The 17889-nt window shown below is 73.9% G+C and carries 15 protein-coding genes; 6 read left to right on the plus strand and 9 right to left on the minus strand.

What is annotated here, in order from left to right; all coding sequences use genetic code 11:
* Position 1 precedes the first annotated feature (1 nt).
* The 5 genes from ACIGWZ_RS07365 to ACIGWZ_RS07385 form a co-directional block, all read right to left on the minus strand.
* A complete protein-coding gene (locus ACIGWZ_RS07365; RefSeq protein WP_400062026.1) occupies positions 2–706 on the minus strand; it encodes a phosphonatase-like hydrolase in 705 nt (234 codons plus the stop codon).
* A 32-nt stretch (positions 707–738) separates the two neighbouring features.
* Positions 739–1860 carry a TIGR03364 family FAD-dependent oxidoreductase gene (locus ACIGWZ_RS07370; RefSeq protein WP_400061738.1) on the minus strand — a complete coding sequence of 374 codons (1122 nt, stop codon included), beginning with the start codon at positions 1858–1860 and terminating at the stop codon, positions 739–741.
* Between the two features lie 139 nt (positions 1861–1999).
* Positions 2000–2770, minus strand: coding sequence for a GntR family transcriptional regulator (locus ACIGWZ_RS07375; protein WP_400061740.1), 771 nt, complete (start codon positions 2768–2770; stop codon positions 2000–2002).
* 25 nt (positions 2771–2795) lie between these two features.
* On the minus strand, positions 2796–3743 hold the full coding sequence (locus ACIGWZ_RS07380; protein ID WP_400061741.1) for a hypothetical protein: 948 nt from the start codon (positions 3741–3743) through the stop codon (positions 2796–2798).
* Between the two features lie 233 nt (positions 3744–3976).
* Positions 3977–5116 carry an ROK family protein gene (locus ACIGWZ_RS07385; RefSeq protein WP_400061743.1) on the minus strand — a complete coding sequence of 380 codons (1140 nt, stop codon included), beginning with the start codon at positions 5114–5116 and terminating at the stop codon, positions 3977–3979.
* A gap of 83 nt (positions 5117–5199) precedes the next feature.
* Between ACIGWZ_RS07385 and ACIGWZ_RS07390 the strand changes: the two genes are divergently transcribed.
* Positions 5200–6315: a Gfo/Idh/MocA family oxidoreductase gene (locus ACIGWZ_RS07390; RefSeq protein WP_400061745.1), complete on the plus strand. Its 1116-nt coding sequence runs from the start codon at positions 5200–5202 to the stop codon at positions 6313–6315.
* Between the two features lie 599 nt (positions 6316–6914).
* On the opposite strand, the gene ACIGWZ_RS07395 is transcribed toward ACIGWZ_RS07390, so the two are convergent.
* The 3 genes from ACIGWZ_RS07395 to ACIGWZ_RS07405 form a co-directional block, all read right to left on the minus strand.
* Positions 6915–7772: a fumarylacetoacetate hydrolase family protein gene (locus ACIGWZ_RS07395; protein WP_400061746.1), complete on the minus strand. Its 858-nt coding sequence runs from the start codon at positions 7770–7772 to the stop codon at positions 6915–6917.
* A 139-nt stretch (positions 7773–7911) separates the two neighbouring features.
* Positions 7912–8832 (minus strand): YidC/Oxa1 family membrane protein insertase, encoded by a 921-nt coding sequence (locus ACIGWZ_RS07400; RefSeq protein WP_400061748.1) that lies wholly within the window; start codon positions 8830–8832, stop codon positions 7912–7914.
* A 98-nt stretch (positions 8833–8930) separates the two neighbouring features.
* Positions 8931–9236, minus strand: coding sequence for a DUF6412 domain-containing protein (locus ACIGWZ_RS07405; RefSeq protein ID WP_400061750.1), 306 nt, complete (start codon positions 9234–9236; stop codon positions 8931–8933).
* 154 nt (positions 9237–9390) lie between these two features.
* On the opposite strand from ACIGWZ_RS07405, the gene ACIGWZ_RS07410 reads away from it, so the two are divergent.
* The 3 genes from ACIGWZ_RS07410 to ACIGWZ_RS07420 all read left to right on the plus strand — a co-directional run bounded on the left by ACIGWZ_RS07410 (position 9391) and on the right by ACIGWZ_RS07420 (position 13802).
* Positions 9391–11331: an AMP-dependent synthetase/ligase gene (locus ACIGWZ_RS07410; protein WP_400061752.1), complete on the plus strand. Its 1941-nt coding sequence runs from the start codon at positions 9391–9393 to the stop codon at positions 11329–11331.
* A 247-nt stretch (positions 11332–11578) separates the two neighbouring features.
* The gene (locus ACIGWZ_RS07415) at positions 11579–12262 is read left to right on the plus strand and encodes a DUF4142 domain-containing protein (protein WP_400061753.1); all 684 of its coding nucleotides are present in this window, start codon (positions 11579–11581) and stop codon (positions 12260–12262) included.
* A 79-nt stretch (positions 12263–12341) separates the two neighbouring features.
* Positions 12342–13802 carry a DUF1996 domain-containing protein gene (locus ACIGWZ_RS07420; RefSeq protein ID WP_400062028.1) on the plus strand — a complete coding sequence of 487 codons (1461 nt, stop codon included), beginning with the start codon at positions 12342–12344 and terminating at the stop codon, positions 13800–13802.
* Between the two features lie 243 nt (positions 13803–14045).
* Here the strand turns inward: ACIGWZ_RS07420 and ACIGWZ_RS07425 are convergent, their stop codons facing one another.
* Positions 14046–14846 carry a PucR family transcriptional regulator gene (locus ACIGWZ_RS07425; protein ID WP_400061755.1) on the minus strand — a complete coding sequence of 267 codons (801 nt, stop codon included), beginning with the start codon at positions 14844–14846 and terminating at the stop codon, positions 14046–14048.
* Positions 14847–15456: 610 nt separating this feature from the next.
* On the opposite strand from ACIGWZ_RS07425, the gene ACIGWZ_RS07430 reads away from it, so the two are divergent.
* The gene (locus ACIGWZ_RS07430) at positions 15457–16239 is read left to right on the plus strand and encodes a hypothetical protein (protein ID WP_400061757.1); all 783 of its coding nucleotides are present in this window, start codon (positions 15457–15459) and stop codon (positions 16237–16239) included.
* A 48-nt stretch (positions 16240–16287) separates the two neighbouring features.
* Positions 16288–17826 (plus strand): NADH-ubiquinone oxidoreductase-F iron-sulfur binding region domain-containing protein, encoded by a 1539-nt coding sequence (locus ACIGWZ_RS07435; RefSeq protein ID WP_400061759.1) that lies wholly within the window; start codon positions 16288–16290, stop codon positions 17824–17826.
* Positions 17827–17889: the final 63 nt, after the last annotated feature.

The following is a 17889-nucleotide window of genomic DNA, read 5'->3' on the forward strand; positions in this document are numbered from 1 at the left end:
GTCAGATCCCCCCGGCCAGGGCGGGCAGTTCGGCGACCGAGCCGAGGACGTGGGTGGCGCCCGCGGCGGTCAGCTGCGCCGCGTCGTGCGCCCCGGTGAGCACCCCGGCCACGATCCCGGCGCCCGCCCGCCGCCCGCTGAGCATGTCGTAGGAGGTGTCGCCGGCGACCGCGATCTCCCGGACGTCATCGGCGGCGCCGGTACGCAGCAGCGCGGCCAGCACCATGTCGGGGTAGGGGCGGCCGCGGCCGCCCGCGTCGGCCGGGCACAGCGTCAGGCCGACGAGGTCGCGCCAGCCGAGCGCGTCGAGGATGGCGTCCTGGGTGACGCGGGCGAAGCCGGTGGTGAGCACGACGGTGCGGCCCGCTTCCTGGAGCGCCTCGATCGCCTCGCGGGCACCGGGAACCGGCGCGATCCGCCCGCCGTCCACCAGCTCCCCGTACGCCTCCTCGAAGGCCTTGTTGGCGCGCTGGGCCGCGTCCTCGTCGCCGAACAGGTGCCGGAAGACGGAGATCTTGGACTCGCCCATGGTGGCGCGGACATAGGCCAGCTTCTCGGCGTGGTCGGCGCTGCCCGGCTCGACGCCGAGGCGCCCGGCCGCCGCACCGAAGGCCTGCTCGACGAGGCCGCCGTCGGCGACGGTGGTGCCGGCCATGTCGAGCACCACCAGGGAGATCTTCTCGTTCACCGCGTGCTTTCCGTTCACTTCGATCGACTCGTTGCTCGTGTTCAACCCGCTCACCAGCCCAGGTCGTTCGCCGTGGTCTCGGCGATCGCCGGGGAACAGGTCATCCCGCGCCCGCCGGGGCCGGTGACCAGCCAGACGCCGTCCCGGGCCTGCTGGCGGTGGACCACCCGGGCGGTGTCGGTGCACTGCGCGTACACCCCGGCCCAGCGGTGGCGGATGCGCGGCAGTGGGCGGCCCAGGATCGACTCGACGACGCCGGTCAGGTGCTCGTACGGCTCCTCGACGGTGTCGAAGGCGAACGGCGTCTCGTACTCGTGGGTGTCGCCGATGGTCAGTCCGCCGTCGGCGCGCTGCACCATCAGCAGCTGCATCTTGTGCGCGGCGGCGGTCGGCGCCTGGGCCTGGCCGGCGTTGAGCGTGTCGAGGGCGTCGCTGCGGTACGCCGGGTAGTAGCGGAAGCTGTCGGCGTCGGCGACGGAGGTGGTCAGCGGCTCGCCGAGCGGGTCGGTCTGCATCATCTGCAGGCGCACGCGGCGTACCGGCAGGTCCGGGATCAGCTCGCGGACCAGGCCGCCGAGCCAGGCGCCGGTGCACAGGATGACGGCGTCGCCGTGGTGGGTGTCGCCGTGGTCGTCGCGTACGGCGCGCTCGCCCACCACCTCGCGGACCTCGCGGCCGCCCAGGTAGGTGTACCGGCCGGACTTCAGCAGCTCGGCCTTCAGGGCGCGCTGGGCGACGCGCGGCTCGACGGCGGCGTCCCGCTCGCACCACAGGGCGCCGGCGAACGCGCCCCGCAGTGCGGGGTTGACCGCGCGGGCCTCGTCCGCGGACAGCAGCTGGTAGCCGCGGGCGGCGGCGTCGGGGCGGCGGGTGGCGGCCTCGGCGACGGCCCGCTCCGCCGCGTTCTTGACGACGGTCAGCGAGCCGATGGCGCGGAAGCCCAGCTCGGGTACCCGGGCGCCGATGCCCTCCCACAGTTCGCGGGCGCGCAGCGCGGTGGCCAGCTCCTCGCCGCCGGCCCGGCCGCTGACCCAGATCTGCCCGAAATTACGGACCGAGGCGCCGCGGGCCTCGGCCTCCCGCTCGATGTGCAGGACCTCGTGGCCCCGCTCGATTGCATGCCAGGCGTGCATGGTCCCCAGCACACCGGCTCCGACAACTATGACTCGCATGCCCCAGACGGTCGCGGCGGTGGGTGACCCGCCGGGGGTCATTCGGCGACGCGACGGTGAACACGGCCTCAAACTTGGCCTAGACCCGTTATCTTTCCGTGATATTCAGAGCTCGTCCCCACCGCCGTCGAGCGCCTCCTCAGCCGGGCGCCGGCGTCCCCAGGTGCGTGGTGAACGAGAACCGGTCGCCCCGGAAGAGCGAGCGCACCCGCTCCAGCGGGCGGCCTTGCGTATCCCGCGACAGCCGGTGGATCAGCAGCATCGGCAGCGCCCCGGGCGTGCCGATCAGCAGCGCCTCGCGCGGGGTGGCCAGTACGGTCTCCAGCCGCTCGTCCGCGTCGCCGAAACCGATGCCGAGCCGGTCGTGGAGGTAGGCGTAGAAGGAGGAGTCGGGGGTGAAGTCGGTGTCCAGGTCCGGCACCCGGTCGGCCGCGACATAGGTGCTCTCCAGGCCGACCCGCTCGTCGTCGGCGAGCAGCACCCGCTCCATGTGCCAGACGGAATCGCCCACTTGGAGCCCCAGGTCCTCGGCGAGCGGCGCCGGGCACGGGAAGCGGTCGAGGCCGACGAGATGGCGGCCGGGCGCCCGGCCCTGGCGGCGTACGCCCTCGGTGTAACTGGCCAGGGAGAGGGGCTGCTCCATCTTGGGGCCCGCGACGACCGTGCCGCGGCCCAGGCGGCGCAGCCGTCCCTCCAGAATCAGCTCGCGCAGGGCCTGCCGCAGGGTCTCGCGGGACACCTCGAAGCGCAGCGCCAGGTCCCGCTCGGTCGGCAGCGGCTCGCCCTCCCCCAACTCCTTGAGCAGCGCGGCGATTTCGACCTTCGCCGCGTAGTACTTGGGAATGCGTCCGTGCTCGGGGACACCGGACCGGATGGGTGCGCCAGGTTCCTGGCCGTACTCGTACTCCACCTCGTGATCCTCGCATCACGAGCAATCAGCGGCGCAGGCGGCGGGCCCCGGCCAGCAGGAGGGCGCCGGCGACGAACAGGCCGGCGGCCGCCAGGGCGAGCGCCCGTACCGGCCCCTGGGCGGTGGCGGCGAGCTCGCGCGGCGCGACGGATTCCGGGGACGGGGCGGACTCCGGGACCCCGGGGGCCTCCGGGGACGGGGCGGACTCCGGGGCCCCGGGGGCCTCCGGGGGCGCGGCGGACTCCGGGGAGGCGGGTGCGGCGGAGGCGGCCGGCCGGACGGTGAAGCGGTAGTCGCCGGACTGGCCGATCCATTCGCCGTCGCTGCCGCGGCGCTGGACGGTGGTGACGTTGGCGGTGACCGGCCCCGGGGCGGTACCGGCGGCGAACCGCAGCCGGATCGGGAGGGTCACCGTCCCGTTGGCCGGCACCGCCAGCCCGCCACCGGGGGCGCGCCCCCGCTCCCCGCCGCCGGACTCGGCGGACTTGGCGAACACCCCGATCTGTTCCTCGTGGTCGGTGGCCTCGAAGGGGACCGGCCGCCAGTCGCCGCCGGCCGGGTCGCGGTACTCCAGCCGGATCCGCTCGGGCCGCAGGCCGGGGCGGGCGGCGGTCAGGACGACGACGGGGTGGACGTCCTCGCAGACGGCGTCGGTGGTGTTGCGCAGTTCCAGCTGCCAGGTCTCCCAGTCGCCGCCCGCCTGATAGGTGGCCGGGCCGCCGTGGACCCGGGAGTCGATGGGGAAGCTCGGGCTGTCCGGGCGGCCGCAGGAGACGGTGGGGACGGGGCCGTGCGGCACTCCCGGTTCCGGCGCCGGGCCGGCCGGCTGGGCCGTGGCGAGGGCGGCGGCGGTGGTGCCCAGGACACCGGCGAGCAGGCCCGCCGCGAGCGCGGTACGGGCCGTGCGGTACGCCGTACCGGGGACGGGCACCTGGCGTACGGTGCGCGGACGGGGTGCGCCGGGCGGATGCATGGCGGTCCTCCGCTGCTCGAAGGGCTCAGGGTCGCGGGCCGGGAACCTCACAGGACCCTCCCATGCCCGCCCCGCGCCACCGGACGAGTAGGGCGGGGGATGCGCCCGACCGGCCGACGGATCCCGCCTTATCAGCTGACTTTCCGTCGATCACGGTTGGCGGGCCGTCAGGGCGCAGCCGGGGAGGGCCGCAGGGGCGCCGCGCCGGACGATTCCCGGCCCGCAACACCCCGCTACGGGAGATCCCGGCTCGCCGCGAGGGCGGGATGCCGCGGCCCGAACAGCGGCGCCAGCACCAGCTGCGCCGCCCCGTCCGCGACCGTCCGCGCGCCGCCCCGCGCGAGCGCCACCGGCACCGCGCTCGCGGCCCCGCCGCGCGTACGGACCCGGTCTTCGAGCACCTGGGCCACGCCGCCGGTGAACGCCTCGGGGTTCCCCCACACGGTGCGCCCGCCGAGCAGCACCCGGTCGATGTCCAGCAGTTCCACCAGGTTGGCCGCTCCCACGCCCAGCACCCGCGCCGCCTCCGCCAGGTCACCGCGCGCCACCGCCGCCAGGCACAGCGCCTCCACGCAGCCGCGCTTACCGCACCCGCACGCCGGGCCGTCCAACTGCACCACCTGATGGCCGAATTCGCCGGCTCCGGTGCGCGCCCCCCGGTACAGCCCGCCGCCCAGCACCAGCCCGGCGCCCAGCCCGGTCCCCAGATGCAGATACGCGAACGACCCCGCCCCCTCCGGTATCCCCTGCGCCAGGCCGAGGGCCGCCGCGTTGGTGTCCTTGTCGAGCACGACGGGCAGGCCGAGCCGTTCGGCGAGCGCGTCCCGCAGGGGAAAGCCGTCCCACCGGGGCGCGCCGGTGACCCGGTGCAGCACTCCTGCGGCGTGGTCCAGCGGGCCGGGGCAGGCGATGCCCGCGCCCAGGACGGGCGGGCCGCCGGCCGCCGCCCGCAGCGCCGCGACCGCCCGTTCGGCGGCGGTCAGCACCTGCTCGGCGCCCGCCTCGAAGGCGAGCGGGGCGCGGTGCACGGCGACCGGCTCGCCCGCGAGGTCGGCGAGCACGGCGGTCAGCTCGTCGCGGTCCAGGTGGAGCCCGATGGCGTGCCGGGCGCCGGGGACCAGCCGCAGGACCGTACGGGGCTTGCCGCCCGTCGACGCGCGGCGACCCGCCTCGCCCGCCAGCCCGTCGTCCCGCAACCGCGCGGTGATCTTGCTGACGGCCTGCGGGGTCAGGCCCGTGGCCGCGGCGAGCTCCAGCCGGCTCACCCCCTGCTCCCCCGCCGCCCGCAGCAGCCCGAGCACCAGCGCGGCGTTGTGCCCGCGCAGCGCGGGGAGGTTGACGCCGGGGTGGCCGGCCGATTCCTTACTCGTCACCCACCCATTGTCCCCACCACTTGCGCTTTGGCAACAGCGTTGCTTAAGTGGAGTTCATGAGCGAGTTGAGCGAAATGAGTGAGATGAGCGAGCCGCGAGATGCCGGGGACCCCCACGGCACCCCCCACCCCCCGCTCCGCGTCGGCCTCATCGGCTACGGCCTGGCCGGCTCGGTCTTCCACGCCCCGCTGATCGCCGCCACCGACGGCCTGGTCCTCGACACCGTCTCGACCGCCGACCCGGAGCGGCAGGCGCAGGCCCGCGCCGCGTACCCGCAGGTCCGTACGGTCGACAGCCCCGAGGCCGTCCTCGCCCGCGCCGCCGACCTCGACCTGATCGTCCTGGCGAGCCCGAACAAGACGCACGTCCCGCTCGCCACCGCCGCCCTGAAGGCCGGGCTGCCGGTGGTCGTCGACAAGCCGCTCGCCGCGACCGCCGCCGAGGCCGAAGAGCTCGCCGCCCTCGCCGCCGACCGCGGCCTGCTGCTCTCGGTCTTCCAGAACCGCCGCTGGGACAACGACTTCCGCACCGTCCGCAAGCTCGTCGAGGACGGCGCGCTCGGCGACGTCCAGCGCTTCGAGTCCCGCTTCGAGCGCTGGCGGCCGCAGCCCAAGGGCGGCTGGCGCGAGTCCGGCGACCCGGCGGAGATCGGCGGGCTGCTGTACGACCTCGGCAGCCACCTCGCCGACCAGGCGCTGACCCTCTTCGGCCCGGCCGTCTCGGTCTACGCCGAGTCCGACGTCCGCCGCCCGGGCGCGGAGGCCGACGACGACACCTTCATCGCCCTCACCCACGCGAACGGCGTCCGCTCGCATCTGTGGGTGAGCGCCACCGCCGCCCTGCTGGGCCCCCGCTTCCGGGTGCTGGGCAGCGAGGCGGGCTACACCAAGCACGGCCTGGACCCGCAGGAGGCCGCGCTGCGCGAGGGCCTTCGGCCCGGCACCGAGGGCGTGGAGTGGGGCGTGGAGCCGAAGTCCAGCTGGGGCCGGCTCGGCGCCGGGGCGTCCCCGCGCTACGGGGGCGGCGAGCTCGTACCGACGCTGCCGGGCGACTACCCCGCGTACTACGCCGCGATCGCCCGAGCCCTCCACGAGGGCGGCGAACCCCCGGTCACCGCCACGGAGGCCGCGGCGGCACTACGCGTCCTGGAGGCAGCCAAGCGTTCCGCCGCGGAGGGCCGAACGGTGCGCTGCGGTTAGCTTGGCGCCCCACGTTGTCGGCCGTCCCGCCGTGGTGGTTGTTCGCCGTTGCCCCTCCGCTGCGCTTGGCCTGGGCCCCACGTTCTCGGCCGTCCCGCCGTGGGGGTTGTTCGCCGTTGCCCCTCCGCTGCGCTTGGCCTGGGCCCCACGTTCTCGGCCGTCCCGCCGTGGGGGTTGTTCGCCGTTGCGCCTGGCGGCGGGCGTGGGTTTGTAGGGAGCGGTGCCGGCCCTACACGGCTCCGCCGCTACGGTCCGTCCCCTCCCGTGGGTGGGGGGAAGGGGCCGGTGGGGGCGGGCGTCGAGTGTCCAGTTCCCATCTCTGTCCACATGGGGAACGGGGCCCTCTACGTACACCCCCACCGTCTTCTCTCCACCCACAACGGGGAGGTGCCGGGTCGTAGCGGCGGAGCCGTGTAGGCCCGGTGCCGCTGCCGAACAGCCCCGCGCAGCGGCAACCAGCCCGCCGCAGGCGCAACGGCGAGAAAGCCCGAAACACCGGCCCAGGCCAAACGCAGCGAACGGGCCCGCCGCAGGCGCAACAGAGAGACACCACCACGGCGGGACGGCCGACAACGTAGGGCCCAAGCCAAGCGCAGCGACTAGGCCCCGGCCAAAGCCTGCCGCTGGCGGCCCAGGCCGTCGATTTCCAGTTCCACGACGTCTCCGGCCCGCAGATACGGCTTGGGTTCGGGCTGGCCCATGGCGACGCCGGCCGGGGTGCCGGTGTTGATGACGTCGCCCGGGTAGAGGGTCATGAACTGGCTCACGTAACGGACGACTTCGGCCACCGGGAAGATCTGCTCGGCGGTGGTGCCGTCCTGTTTCAGCTCGCCGTTGACCCACAGGCGGATGCCCAGGGCCTGCGGGTCGGGTATCTCGTCGGCGGTCACCAGCCAGGGGCCCAGCGGGTTGAACGTCTCGCAGTTCTTGCCCTTGTCCCACTGGCCGCCGCGCTCGATCTGGAACGCGCGCTCGGAGACATCGTGCGCCACCGCGTATCCGGCGACCGCCGCCAGCGCCTGCTCGTCGCTCTCCAGGTAGCGGGCGGTACGGCCGATGACGACCGCCAGCTCCACCTCCCAGTCGGTCTTCACGCTGCCCCGGGGTACGAGCACCGTGTCATCGGGGCCGACGACCGTGTCGGGGGCCTTCATGAAGATGATCGGCTCCTCGGGGGTCGCGGCCCCCGTCTCTCGGGCGTGGTCGTGGTAGTTCAGCCCGATGCACACGACCTTGCCGATCCCGGACACCGGGGCGCCGGTGCGCAGCCCGGAGGCGTCGAGTGCGGGCAGGTCGCCGGACGCGGCGGCGGCGCGGATCCGCGCCAGCGCCTCGTCGTCCGCGAGCAGCGCCCCGTTGATGTCCGGGACCAGGCCCGATAGGTCCCGCAGAACCCCGGTCTCGTCGAGCAGCGCCGGGCGTTCCGCCCCCACCGTTCCGACACGCAGCAGCTTCATCGGTACAACTCCCGTGGTCGAAGGGTCGGCCCGGGAAGGGTCTTCCGGGGCCGGCCGATGGGGGACGGCCATCGAGCGATTTGGTCGATCGTCCAAGAACGGGGTCCAGTCCGCAAGACCCCGTTCAGGGAGTGGACCGTTACTGAGGGGTAGTAACGGTTTTCTGCGGCGCCGCGCCCCCGGGGGACGTGCCGGTCTCCGCCCGCCGGGTGTTGGCCCTGGCCCGTGCCGCCCGCTGCCGGGCGGCGCGGGTCTTGGGGGCGCGCCGCTTCACAGGCGCCGGCTCGACCGCGGGCGGGGCGGCCTCGGCCGGCTTGTCCGGCTCCGCCGCCCGGCCGCCGTCCCGCTTGCGGTCCCGGAGCAGCAGCGCTCGCTCGCACGCCGTCCAGATCGTCGTCGTCACCATGTACAGCCCGGCCGCCAGCGGCACCACGGCCACGGTGATCAGCGTGCCGAACGCCAGCAGCGGCATCACCTTCGCCATCTGGCCCAGGCCGGGAAGCGCGGGGCCGGCGCCCGGAACCGGCTTCGGGGCGGCGGCCGCGGTGGCCCGCGCCCGGCGGAAGTTCCAGGTGGCGACCGCGGCGACCAGGGCGAACAGCCCGAGATAGACCCGCCCCTGGGGCCCGAACACCCCGCCGTCGGCGAGCGCCTGGTTCCAGTGCCCGCCGAGCGGGGCGCCCAGCAGGGTGTGGCCGAGCAGAGCGCCGCCCCCGGTGGAGAACAGGTGGTACATGAGGAAGAAGACGGGGAGCTGGAGGAGGGTGGGCAGGCAGCCGGCGAGGGGCGAGGCGCCGGTCTTGGAATAGAGGTCGGCCATCGCCTTCTGCAGGCGCTCGGGGTTGCCCTTGTGCTTGCGCTGGAGCGCGGCGATCTGCGGGGCGAGCGCCGCGCGGGCCTTCTCGCCGCGGGCCGCGGCGCGGGCGAGCGGGTGCAGCGCGGCGCGTACGGCGAGGGTGAACAGGACGACGGCGGCGGCCATGGCCGCGGTGCCGAAGAGCGGGGTGATGGCGTCGGCGCCGCGCGCCAGACCCTCACCGAGGGTGTCGAAAATGGACAAGGCTGAGCCCTCCACGGGTCTCGTCGTGCCGGAGATGATGCGGATGCGGCGTGACGAGCGGCGTGGACGCGGGGGAAGGGTGGCGAAGTGCCCGGCGTCTACGCGGCCGTCGGGAGGGAACGGCCCGGTGCTCGGGGACGCGGCCGGCCGGCCGCGTCGGGATCGCGCTGCGGCAGGAATGCCGTACGGCGCTCGCGGTCGCGGAGGGCGGTGCGGATCCGGCCCGGTGGCAGCGGCCGGGCGCAGACGGCGAGCAGGAAGGCGCTGCACAGCAGCAGGACCGCGGCGGTGGTCGCGGCGGCCGCCAGAGCCGACGTCAGGCCCGTCTGGGCCAGCAGGAGTCCGGCGAGCAGGAAGAACAGCGCGCAGGTGTACAGGCGCCAGGCATCGGCGATGCGGTACATCCCGGGCCCTCCTCCCGCACTGTCCTTGTCGTCTTCCGCTCAAGAGTAGCCGGGGATCTGGGCAGGAGGGAGACCGACCGGTAACTTGCCCTCCCTGCCGTCGGGGACGGGCGGCGGACCAGGGGGAATCAAGGGGGATCACCTAGGAGGTGCTGTGCGCGACATCAGCGTTCCGGCCCTGGCGGCGCCACTTCGGACCGGCGGCCTCGCCGACTCCGTCTTCGACACCGCCGCCTACCAGCCGGACTTCGCCCAGCTCGCCCGCCGCGACGACAGGGCCCCCGGTACCTGGCGGGAAGTGACGGCAGCACAATTCCGCGACGAGGTCATGGCCCTGGCCAAGGGGCTGCTGACGGACGGGGTCCGGCCGGGCACCCGGGTCGCGCTGATGTCCCGTACCCGCTACGAGTGGACGCTGTTCAGCTATGCCCTCTGGGCGATCGGCGCGCAGCTCGTACCGGTCTATCCGACCGCCTCCGCCGAGCAGCTGCGCTGCATCCTCGCGAGCGCGCGGGTCGCCGCGATCGTCGTCGAGAACGAGGCGGGGGCCATGACCGTGGCCGCGGCCTGCGACGAGGGGTCGCGGCTGCGGCGGCTGTGGCAGCTGGACCGGGACTGCGTCCGGCGGCTGGCCGAGGAGGGCACCCGGCTGACCGACGCGGATGTGCACCGGCTGCGCCGCGCGGTCACCCCCGGCTCCATCGCCGCGATCGTGCACACCTCGGGGACCACCGGAGTCCCCCGCGGCTGCGTGATCACCCACGCCAACCTCGCCGCCGAGTGCGACACCCTCTACGCGGGCTGGGGCGACCTCCTCGCCGCCCCGGGGGAACGCCCCTCGCTGCTGGCCTTCCTGCCCCTGGCGCACGTCTACGGGCTGATGGTCCAGGTGGCCTGCATGCGCGGCGGTGTGCTGCTCGGCCACCAGCCGGATCTCTCCTCGGACGCGCTGCTGGCGGCGCTGGCGTCGTTCCGGCCGACCTTCCTGTTCGCGGTGCCCTACATCTACGAGAAGATCTGCGACCGCGCCCGGATGGCCGCCGAACAGGCCGGGCGGCGGCGGATGTTCGACGCGGCGGCAACGGTGGCGGTGCGCTACGCCGAGGCGCTCGCGGCGCAGGCACAGGGCACCGGGCGCGGCCCCGACCCGTTCCTGCGGGCCCGGCACGCGGTCTACGACCGGCTGGTGTACTCCCGTATCCGGCAGCTGCTGGGCGGGCGGGTGCGCACCGGCGTCTCCGGCGGCTCGCCGCTGCTGCGGGAGCTGGGCCTGCTCTACGCGGGCGCCGGGATCACCGTCTACGACGGCTACGGCCTGACGGAGACCACCGGGGCGATCACCGTGCAGCCGCCGGGGCGGGTGCGGTTCGGGACGGTGGGGCTGCCGCTGCCGGGGAGCGCGGTGCATCTGGCGCTGGACGGGGAGGTGTGGGTGCGCGGCCCCGTGGTGTTCGCCGGCTATCTGGACGAGGGGGACGGGCCGGGCAGCGGGCTCTACGACGGCTGGCTGCCGACCGGTGACCTCGGTCATCTGGACGACGACGGCTATCTGGTCATCACCGGCCGCAAGAAGGACATGATCATCACCAGCGGCGGCAACAGCGTGGCCCCCCAGGGGCTGGAGGAGCGGCTGCGCAGCCATCCGCTGATCTCGCAGTGCGTGGTGATCGGCGACAACCGGCCCTATGTGACGGCGCTGGTCACGCTCGATCCGGAGGCGCTGGCGCACTGGCGGCGGCTGGGCGCCGGACGGGACGGCACCCACGCCCGGGACGCCGACGGCCCGGACGCGGACGGCCCGGGGCCCGACGGCCGGGACCCGTCCCTGGAGGAGCAGGTGCAGGCCGAGGTCCGGCGGGCGGTGGCGCGGGCGAACAGCGCGGTCTCGCGCGGCGAGTCGATCCGCGCGTTCCGCATCCTGCCGGGCGAGTTCTGCGAGGAGGACGGGCTGATGACGCCGTCGCTGAAGCTGCGTCGGGCGGCGATCGTCCGGGCGTATGCGGCGGAGATCGACGACATGTACGCGCAAGGGCAGCGCGAGCTGCGCGAAACCCGCGCGCGGCGCGTGGGGTCCGCCCTGCTCGAACGCAGTTGAGAGCCGGGGGCAGGGCGGCCGCCGCGGGGCCGTGCGCGCGCTGCAGCCCGCACCGGCACGCCGAAGCCCGCACCGCTCGTCCGTGCCGGGCCCGCACGCGGACCGTAGCAGCGCCGCGCCGGGCCCGGCCGTTATTTGTCCAGGGGTGAGGACCCCGGGCCACGGGCCCGGCCCGGCGCTTAGCGTCCGGTGGCATTCCGGTGGGCCCCACCCGGGGGCCCACCACGGAGACGAACCGGGAGGCCATGTGCGGTCGAGCGTCCGCAACTCCGCGGTATCCACAATCGCCGCGAGGTCCGCAGGCTCCGCGGTATCCGGACGGGCCATCGCCACCGGGCTGGTGGTCTGCGCCCTCGTCGCCACCCTGGCGGCGCTGCTGCTGCCGGTGCAGCTCTTCGGCGAGAGCGCGGCGGCGGCGACGAACACGGTCGGGTACGACGACGACGGCGGCGGCACGGTGAACACCCGCTACGGGCCGCTCACCCCGCTGGACCGGGACTTCGTACGCAAGGTCAGGCTGGCCGGGCTGTGGGAGATGCCGGCCGGCCGGCAGGCCCAGGAACGGGGCAGGACCGCCGCGGTACGCACCGCGGGGGACCATCTCGTCGCCGGACACACCGAGTTGGACCGTCGATCGGTGGAGACGGGGCGGGCGCTGGGCATCCCGCTGCCCAACCAGCCCACCCCCGAGCAGCAGAGCTGGCTCGCCCAGATGAACGCCGCACAGGGCGACGACTTCCCCAGGGTCTTCGCGGAGCTGCTGCGCCGGGCGCACGGCAAGGTCTTCGGCCTGATCGCGCTGGTCCGGGACCAGACCCGCAACTCGATGGTGCGCGCGCTGGCGACCCGTACCAACGCCGTCGTGCTCGACCACATCACGGTCCTGGAGAAGACCGGAAAGGTCGACTTCAACACCCTCCACACCAGCTGAACACCGGATGAAGCGAAGTGATCCCATGAGGCAAGGACAACGCCAACAGGCGCACAAACGCTCACGTTTGACGAACAGAATGGTCGTCGCCGCGGCCGCCCTCCTGCTGGGCGGCGGCGGCCTGACGGTGGTCGCCACCACCGCGCTGGCCGGGAACTCCACCCCGGACGCGGCGGCCGGCCACCAGCACACCGCCGTCGCCACCACCGTCTCCTGCCCCGACGTGGGCGACCGACTCCGGAAGGTCCCGCGCGGCGCCCGCCTCCAGGTCTCCAAGGGACTGGCCGCGCTGGACCGTCAGGTGCACGACGCCTACCACCGGATGATGGACGGCAGCGGCAGCACCGCCCTGACCACGCTCAAGCGGCAGCGGACGCACACCATCGGCACGATGGTCGACGCCATCGCCAAGAACGCCGAACGGCCCAGCTATCTGATCAGGATGAGCGGCTGCACCACCAAGCCCGTCGACGAGGGCGCGGGCGCCGACGGCTTCGACTCCACGAAGTCCACGGCGCAGGGCTGGTACCAGGGGCAGGCCCCGCAACAGGACCAGCAGCAGGACCAGCAACAGGGGCAACAGCAAGGGCAGGACCAGCAGCAGGGGCAACAGCAGGGGCAGGGCCAGGACCAGCAGCAGGGCCAGGGCCGGCCCGGCGGTCCCACCCCCGACGACTTCGTGGACATCACCACCGTCCAGCCGAACGCCGACGCACCGCCGTTCGCCGCGCCCAAGGGCGGCAACGCCACCACCGGCACCTTCACCACCGAGTGCGGCCGCAACGAAGAGGGCCACTTCAACCCCGACAACGTCATCGTCACCCCGGGCGTGAGCAACGGCGCCCACCACACGCACGACTACGTCGGCAACAGGTCCACCGACGGCTTCTCCACCGACCAGTCGCTCGCGGCCTCCGACACCACCTGCGACAACGGCGATCTGTCCACCTACTACTGGCCGGTGCTGCGCAAGCTGGACGGCAACGCGGAGCAGAAGCCGGGTGCCGCGCAGGACGCCAACGTCGGTTCGGTGCTGACCCCGGCCACGGTGACCCTCACCTACCGCGGCAGCCAGGCCGGCCAGGTCAGGGCGATGCCGCGCTTCCTGCGCATCATCACCGGCGACGCCAAGGCCTTCACCAACGGGACGGCGAACGCCAACGCCTCCTGGAGCTGCACCGGCTTCGAGGACCGCCAGCTCAAGGACCGCTACCCGCTGTGCCCCCAGGGCTCGCAGGTCGTACGGAACTTCGCCTTCCAGAACTGCTGGGACGGCCGCAGCACCGACAGCGCCAACCACCGCACCCATGTCGCCTTCTCCGACCGCAACGGCACCTGCCCCCAGGGCTTCACGGCGATACCCCAGCTGGTGGAGCGGATCACCTACGACGTGCCGCAGGGCCAGAGCTTCGCGGTGGACAGCTTCCCCGAGCAGCTGCACAAGCCGGTGACCGACCACGGTGACTTCATCAATGTGATGCCGGACGATCTGATGAACAAGGCCGTCGACTGCATCAACGGCGGTCGGGAGTGCAGGTGAGGGCCCCGGGCCTCTGAGGCTTCCGCGCTCGCAGCCCCTACGGGTGGGGGAACGGATCCCGTAGGGGCTGCGAGCGCCCCCTGCTGGGCCACAACGCGGCGGCCCCGAGCCGGAATTCCCGGGCTCGGGGCCGCTTTTTTCGGGTCGGGCCGTGGAACCGATTACCCGGCACGCGGCGCCGGCGGAGACGTGGAACCGATTACCTGGCGCACGGCGCCGGCGGAACCGAATGTCCGGTGCCCGTCAAAGGCCGTTCACCCGGGCCTCCCTGGCCATCCCGAGGGGCCGGATGGTGGAGGCGACGGCGCGGGCGCGGCGGCCGGCGCGGGCGCGGTAGCTGCGGACATGGGCCATCAGGCGGCGGCTGCGCAGCGCCATCTCCAGTTCGAAGCGGGCGCGCGGGTCGCGGAGCACCGGGCCGAAGAGCTTCTCTATCTGGCGCAGGCGGTAACGCACCGTCTGCGGATGCACATGCAGCAGCTTGGCCGCTTCGGGCGCACCGCCTCCCTCGAGCCACGCCAGCAACGTAACCTCCAGGCGTTCGCTCTGGCGCGGCGTCAGTTCCTCCAGCGGGCCCAGCCATCGGGACGTCAGGGCGTCGGCGAGGGACTCGTCCTGGAGGAGCAGCAGCGCGGAGAGGTGGTCGTCGACGAACGCGGCCCGCGCCTCGGGGCCGACCCGGCTCGGGGCCAGCGTCAGCAGATAGCGGGCCCAACGCAACGAGGACGCCGCCTCGGTGGCCGGCACGACGTGCCCGACGGCCGCCACCCGTCCCTTGAGCGCCGCCTCCAGGCGGGCCCTGGTCTGGGTGGCCGGGTCGGGGACGAACAGACAGGTGTCGCCCTCCACGGTGCCGATGAGCGCATGGCCCAGGGCGGCGGCCAGTTGGGGCGCCTCGGCCGGGCTGGCGAGGACGACGGCCTGGACGGTGTCCGGGACCGGCCAACCGGCCGCGCGGGCCAGGCCGTCCAGGCCCTTGCCCGGTACGTCGCGGTGCCCGGCGAGCACGTCGAACAGGTCCTGGCGGGCCTTTGCGACAGGCATGGGTGTGACCACGGACGATACGGCCGGACGTTTACTCTGCGACTCTTTTTGATAGCCGAGGCATGTCAGCAGGGCCTGTTCAAGTGCCCATTGCGCCTCTTCTACGGGCGTATTACCGAGAAGTTCCGCCAATGCGGGAAATCCGCGCTGCAACTCCGCGACGACCTTCTCGGTGAAGTCCGGGAGTTCCATTCGCACTACGCGGGCCCACTCGCCTCTGGGGCGCGACCAAATGCGGTTCAGGAGATCACACATCGCTACCTCAATCCTGGCGGGGATGCGGCTAGGGCAGGCGCCGAACTCCCCCGTGCGCCTGACTCGGCATCATCGGGAGTCCGTCCGGGTGACCGCGATGCCGGTGCAGGAATTTGTCACAGCGCGCTAAACCTTACGAAATCCGAACGGCGCTCGTAGATGCTTTTGCACATCCCGGATTACGGCACTGCGTATTCACACGGTCACTGAATGTTCAGTGTTACCAGGGGTTACGCAAAGGTGTTACCGGGGGTCACTGGAACAAATGTCCCGGCGCAAATACCGCAGCAATACCACCGTCGGGAGATTTCGCCACAATTTGCAACCGCAACCATGTTCGTCATCGGGAGGTCCGATGCCCGCCCCTCGCCTGCAGAATCTGCAGAGCCGGCAGAGCCGCCAGGGCCGCACCAGCCGCCATGCGCACCGCGCGCGGTCCTCGCCGCCCCCGCCCCGCCCCCGGCGGCCGCCCCGAGAACCCGGGCCGCCGCCCCGGCGTCCCGCCGGCGGCCGCCTCGTCACCACCGCCGGCACAACCGCCGTACTGCGCCCGGCACTTCCGGCCGCGCTGCTGCTCTTCCTCGCGGTCACCGTGCACTCCGGCGCGATGGACACCGCGATGCGGTTCCTGGACTTCGGCGCCGGGGTGCTCGCCCTGGTCGCGCTGTCCACCACGGTGCTGTGGGGGCTGGCCGCCACCGACCGGATGGTGCTGCACTCCGGCCACCGGCTGCTCGCGCAGGCCGTGCACCGCGGCACCGGCATCGCCGGCCTGGGCTTTCTCGGCCTGCACATCTGGGTGAAGATCGCCGAGGGCCACACCGGCGCACTGGCCGCCGCGGTGCCCTTCACCGACGGCGCCCGGCCCTTCCTCATCGGCCTGGGCACGCTCGCCATGTATGCCTTCCTCGCGGTCGCGGTGACCGGCGCGGTGCGCGGCGCGTTCACCGGCATCACCGGCTCCCGCTGGTGGCGGGCGCTGCACATGAGCGCGTACGCCGCCTGGGCGCTGGCCCTCGTACACGGCCTCAAGTCCGGCCGCCCGGCGGCCGGCTGGGCGATCGCCGGCTATGCGCTGTGCCTGGCCGCGGTGGCCGTACGGCTCGCCCTGCGGATGCGCCCCACGGGCCGCGGCTGACGCACCCAGGACCCGCAGGCACCCGGAGCAGGAATTCAGGAGAACCCCATGACCGCCCCCGCCCCCACCCGCCCGCTGCCCGTCGTCCCCGGGCCCGAACCCGTGCCGACGCTGGCGTCCCTGGGGCCGCCGCGGCTGCTGGCCGGGCTCGACGAGGCGCCGCGCCTGGACCGGGTGGCGCATCTGGCCCGGCACGGCGGCCCGCCCCGCCTCACCGCGCAGGAGCTGGTGGCGCTGGCCGAGGACACCGATCTGCGTGGCCGCGGCGGCGCCGGCTTCCCCTTCGCCCGCAAACTGACCGCCGTCCTGGACGGCATGCGGCGCTCCGACGGCCGGGCCGCGGTCGTCGTCAACGGCAGCGAGGGCGAGCCCAGTTGCCTCAAGGACACCGCGCTGCTGCTGCACGTACCGCATCTGGTGCTGGACGGCGCCCTGCTGGCCGCCGAGGCGCTCGGCGCACAGGAGGTCGCGGTCGGGGTGACCCGTTCGGACGTGGCCCACTCGGTGCAGCGCGCCATCGACGAACGCGGCCCGGTGCGGCCGGCGTTACGGGTCACCCTGCTGACCGAACGGTTCGTCACCGGCGAGGGGTCCGCCATGACGAGCGGGCTGGGCGGCGGCCCCGGCCTGCCCTCCGGCCGCAAGGTCCGCTCCAGCGAACGCGGCCTGAACGGCGTCCCGACCCTGCTGTCCAACACCGAGACCTTCGCCCAGCTCGCCGTCGCCGCGCGGCTCGGCGCGCTCGGCTACCGCACCGCCGGCCTGCCCGCCGAGCCCGGCACGCTGCTGCTGACCGTCGCCGGCAACCGCGTCGTGGAGGCCCCGTACGGCGTCCCGCTCGCCCGGGTCCTCGCGCTGTGCGGGCTGGACCAGGGGCAGGGCGTGCTGATCGGCGGCTACCACGGCACGTTCATCTCCCCGGCCGACGCGGCGACCGCGACCCTGTCGCGGGCTGCCCTGGCGACCCATGACGCGGTGCTGGGCGCCGGGGCGGTGCTGCCGCTGCCGTACGACACCTGTCCGGCGGGCGAGACGGTACGGGTCGCCCGCTGGATGGCCGCCGAATCGGCGGGGCAGTGCGGGCCGTGCGTCCTGGGCCTGCCCGCGCTCGCCGACCAGCTCGACCGGGCCGTACGGGGCGGCGGGGAGACCGCCCTGCAAGCCGTGCAGGCCCGGATGCGCGCCGTGGAGAAGCGCGGCGCCTGCAGCCACCCGGACGGTACCGCGCGCTTCGTGGCCTCGGCTCTCGCCGCCTTCCCCGAGGAGTTCGAGCGCCATGCGCGGGGGTTCGGGTGCGGCCGCCCGGTGACCGGGGCGCTGCCGGTCACCGGGCACCAGCCGCCGCCGGACACCGCACCGGCGCCGTCGCGGTCGCCCTCGCCGCCGCAGGAGCGGCTGCTCGTCGACTGGACGCTGTGCCGCGGCCACGGGCTGTGCGCCGATGTCGTGCCCGGCATCGTCAAACTCGGCCCGGACGGCTATCCCCAGCAGGCCAGCATGCCGATGCCGGCCCGGATGCGGCGCCGGGCGCAGCTCGCGGTGCGGCGCTGCCCGGCGCTGGCGCTGCGCGTCCAGGACGCCAACTGACCCCACCCGTCCGTTTTTTGTCACCCGGAGGAAAATTCCGCGCCCGCTGAACGCGGCGCCCCC

It is taken from the genome of Streptomyces sp. NPDC053427 (genome assembly GCF_044544985.1).
GTDB lineage: Bacteria > Actinomycetota > Actinomycetes > Streptomycetales > Streptomycetaceae > Streptomyces.